The organism is Deltaproteobacteria bacterium, from assembly GCA_003194485.1.
Taxonomy (GTDB): domain Bacteria; phylum Desulfobacterota; class Dissulfuribacteria; order Dissulfuribacterales; family UBA3076; genus UBA3076.
Genome location: PQXD01000058.1, coordinates 1 through 3,899 on the forward strand (window position 1 = coordinate 1; position 3,899 = coordinate 3,899).

Here is a 3,899-nt window from a genome sequence, read left to right on the forward strand (position 1 = left end):
GGAGCGGTTTGCCTTTTGCAGGGTTTCGATCGCGGGCCAAATTGCACTGCCCCTTTCGGTCTGCGATGAGTGAGCTTTGAAACCCGGAAAAAGGTAACCGCTCCAAGGCAGGATATAACGGGTTCACTGAATATTTACAAAAGGGGTTTTGTAAAAGGCCTGGATGAATTAGTCTGTCACAAGTCATGTCTTTCGGGTATGAAAAAATTTTATACTGGCTTGAGACCTGCAAGCCTGTGGCCCCTGTGAGGGTACATATCCTTTTGGCGAGTCTCATGTGGACAGTTGCGGGCACTTTTTTGTTCGTACGGGGGACCTCTAACATGATGAGACTGCCCGTGGCCGGGAATCCATGGTGGCTTATTTTCGCTGCCTTTTTGGGATTACTGAAAGGGCGGTTGATTTTTGACAAGACCGCGGTACGAATAATTTCCCGAATAGAAAACATGGAAGAGAACAGGTGTCTTGGAGGGTTTCTCTCTCTCAAAAACTGGGGAATGATATTGCTCATGGTATTTTTGGGGATCTCTTTGAGAATCAGTCCCTTGCCCAGAGTCCTTGTATGGGGGGTATACGTGGCGGCAGGTACGGGTCTTTTTCTTTCCAGCCGCCTGTTTTGGGGGAAATGGATCAGGCTAAGATAAAGAGGCCGGACTTTTTTCAAAATTCAAGATCTCGATCGCAGGGAAAATGGAGTTTCCTCTCCCTTAAATCGTCCCTGCAGGTTGGGAATATGGCTGTAAGATTATTTTTATGCAAAGAAACAGGGACCCAGATTTTTAGTCTGGGTCCCTGTTTTTTATTCATGGCGTCCCCGACCGGATTTGAACCGGTGCTGCCGGCGTGAAAGGCCGGTGTCCTTGACCTGACTAGACGACGGGGACTCTGGTAGGCCGTGCTGGATTCGAACCAGCGACTCTCTGCTTAAAAGGCAGATACTCTTCCAACTGAGTTAACGGCCCTTTTTGAAAACTGACCAATCAAATCAGGCGAAGGATATCGATATCATGCGTATTATGCCTTGTCAAGAAAACAGAAAATACAAAAGAGATTCTCATTCTCTTGACGTCCTTTGTCAAGGGGACTAAAAATGCCGGTCATGAATGAAAAAGCTACTTATGCTCCGCCGCCTCTGACTATAGGCGACTTAACTGCACCTGTCCCCATCATTCAGGGAGGCATGGGTGTCGGCGTGTCCATGTCGGGCCTGGCCTCGGCTGTAGCCAGGACCGGCGGCATAGGCGTAATAGCATCGGTCCTTATCGGCATCACCGAAGCGAACTTTCACAAAGATCCCAGAGGCCTCACCTTCCGGGCCCTGGAAAAACAAATCCGCCTGGCCAAAGAAGCGGCTCCCAATGGCATAATCGGTGTCAATATCATGGTTGCCCTTAATGATTATAAGGAGACTGTCCGTATTGCTGCACAGGCAGGGGCGGACCTCATCATCAGCGGAGCGGGACTCCCCCTCGATCTTCCAGGACTCATACCTGAGGGCTGCAACACAAAGCTCGTCCCGATTGTTTCTTCAGGGCGGGCGGCTGCCATCATCTGCCGCAGATGGGATTTACATTTCTCCCGTTTCCCGGATGCCATTGTGGTTGAAGGTCCCAAGGCAGGGGGACATCTCGGCTTCAAGGCAGAAGATGTAGATTCCCCTGGAAACTATATTGAAAATCTCGTTCCTCAAGTCATTGAGGCAGTAAAACCCTTTGAACAGAAAAAGGGGAGGGCCATTCCTGTAATTGCAGCCGGCGGGATATTTACCGGCGCTGACATCTACAAGTTCATCAGGATGGGGGCAGCTGGAGTGCAGATGGGAACGCGTTTTGTGGCCACCCATGAATGTGATGCCTCTGATAAGTTTAAGCAGGCCTATATCAGGGCAAAAAAGGAAGACGTCTCCATAATCAACAGCCCGGTCGGTATGCCCGGAAGGGCGCTTAAGAGCAAGTTCATTGAAAATGTCAAAGCAGGGAAGAAAATGCCTCGCCGATGCATGTACAAGTGCCTCAAATCCTGTAATTACCCGGACACCCCCTATTGTATCGCCATGGCCCTTATAAATGCTCAGAGAGGGAACCTTGATTCAGGTTTTGTCTTCTGCGGCTCAAACGTATGGCGGGTAAGCAAGATAGTATCGGTGCATGAACTCATGGATGAGTTGGTGCAGGGCTACAGAGAGGCTGCCATGAGGGACGCAAGGACCTAAATTATGTCCGTCCAGCCGTAGGGATCTTCTCTTTCCCCGTACTGCAAACCCGTGATTTCGTCAAAGAGCCTCTGGGCCAGGTTTCCGGTCTTGCCGCCGTTTATGGAGTAGTTTTCATTTTTATAATACAGGGCGCCTACAGGCGAAATTACAGCGGCTGTGCCGGTTCCGAAGCATTCCTTAAGGGCCTTGCTCTTTGCCTTCTCCAGGACCTCGTTAATGGCAATCGGGCGCTCTTCGACCCTGAACCCCCAGTCCCGGGCAAGACGCAACACCGAGTCCCTGGTAATACCGGGTAATATGCTCCCGCTCAGCTCAGGCGTGACCAGCGTGTCTTTCAGAAGGAAGAATATATTCATCGTCCCGACTTCTTCCACATAACGCCGTTCTATCGCATCAAGCCACAGTACCTGGGTAAAACCGAGTTCTTTTGCTTTCTCGGAGGCCATGAGACTTGCGGCATAGTTCCCGGCAGTCTTGGCCTCTCCTACGCCCCCCGGGGCCGCCCTCACATATTTGTCTGTCACAAAGATCTTTACAGGGCTGAATCCCTCAGCATAGTATGATCCTACCGGGCTCAATATCACTGCCAGCAGGTATTCCCTGGCAGGACGTACACCCAGGAAGGCCTCGGTAGCGATCATGAACGGCCGCACGTAAAGTGATGTGCCCCTGGCCTGAGGTACCCAGCGCCTCTCTATCCCGATGAGGGTCTTGATGGCTTGAAGGAGTTCATTCTTGTCTACCTGGGGCATGCACATACGCCAGGCGGAACGATTGAGACGGTCCATATTTTTTCCTGCCCTGAACAGTCTTATTTTTCCGTCCTGTCCCCGGTAGGCCTTAAGCCCTTCAAATATGGCCTGGCCATAATGCAGACACGCTGATGCAGGATCAAGAGAAAAGTCCCCATAGGGCACTATCCTCGCATCATGCCAGCCTGTGTCTGCCTTGTAATTCATCAAAAACATGTGGTCTGAAAGGTGTACGCCGAATCTCAGGTTAGAAGAAGGGATATTTTTTCGTTCTGATTCGGGTAAAAGTTCTATTTCAATATCCATGACGAGATTTATCCTTTTCCAGCTTCAGGCTTCCAGCTCTTATGCAACGCCTCAGATGTAAATATTCGGTAAACCCGTGGCCTACTGTGGGAGTTGCCATCCGTGCCCTGCCGCAGGAGCGGTTTGCCTTTTTTCGGAGTTTCGATCGCGGGCCGGATTGCACTGCCTCTCCGGTCCGCGATGAGCGAGCTTTGAAACCCGGAAAAAGGTGACCGCTCCAAGGCAGGATATAACGGGTTCATAAGAATATTTACCTGCAGATCGAGTTTTTTAGTAGAATCAGTGATTCACTTTAGCCATAATTTACTCCTAATTCAATAGTTTGGTTCTGTCTGGCACCGGATTATTTGGTAAATATTCTTATGAACCCGTGGTCCACTTAAACCGATCACAGGGTGCTTCTTCTTCCAACATGCTCCCGCCCCTTGTTTTCTAAGGCCCTTGCAGCATGGGACCCTCCCCGTTCTCCTCCGCTTCGCTCAGGAGCCGGGGTTTCCCATGCTGCAAAGGCCAGGAAAACTTGCGGGGCTGACGCAAATCGTCTCCATAAAGAAGCTCCCCTGTGATCAGTTTAAATCCACTGTGCAGACCGTTCACGGGCAGGGGACATTTCTTTTCACTTAACA

The 3,899-nt window shown here is 50.6% G+C and carries 3 protein-coding genes and 2 tRNA genes; 1 reads left to right on the forward strand and 4 read right to left on the reverse strand.

The window, feature by feature from the left end:
* From C4B57_11835 to C4B57_11845, 3 genes are all read right to left on the reverse strand, one after another.
* A partial coding sequence (locus C4B57_11835) for a hypothetical protein (GenBank protein PXF50654.1) occupies positions 1-664 on the reverse strand: 664 nt, incomplete at its 3' end.
* Between the two features lie 142 nt (positions 665-806).
* A tRNA-Glu gene (locus tag C4B57_11840) sits at positions 807-884 on the reverse strand.
* Between the two features lie 2 nt (positions 885-886).
* Positions 887-962: transfer RNA gene (locus C4B57_11845), tRNA-Lys, on the reverse strand.
* Between the two features lie 137 nt (positions 963-1,099).
* Here C4B57_11845 and C4B57_11850 point away from each other — a divergent pair.
* A complete protein-coding gene (locus tag C4B57_11850) occupies positions 1,100-2,212 on the forward strand; it encodes a nitronate monooxygenase (GenBank protein PXF50656.1) in 1,113 nt (370 codons plus the stop codon).
* Here the strand turns inward: C4B57_11850 and C4B57_11855 are convergent.
* A complete protein-coding gene (locus tag C4B57_11855) occupies positions 2,209-3,273 on the reverse strand; it encodes a branched chain amino acid aminotransferase (GenBank protein ID PXF50655.1) in 1,065 nt (354 codons plus the stop codon). The genes C4B57_11850 and C4B57_11855 overlap by 4 nt on opposite strands.
* Positions 3,274-3,899: the final 626 nt, after the last annotated feature.

Bases quoted from the DNA above. Each gene is read 5' to 3' on its own strand.
- C4B57_11855 (PXF50655.1), bottom strand. From the start codon at position 3,273: ATGGATATTGAAATAGAACTTTTACCCGAATCAGAACGAAAAAATATC.
- C4B57_11850 (PXF50656.1), top strand. From the start codon at position 1,100: ATGAATGAAAAAGCTACTTATGCTCCGCCGCCTCTGACTATAGGCGAC.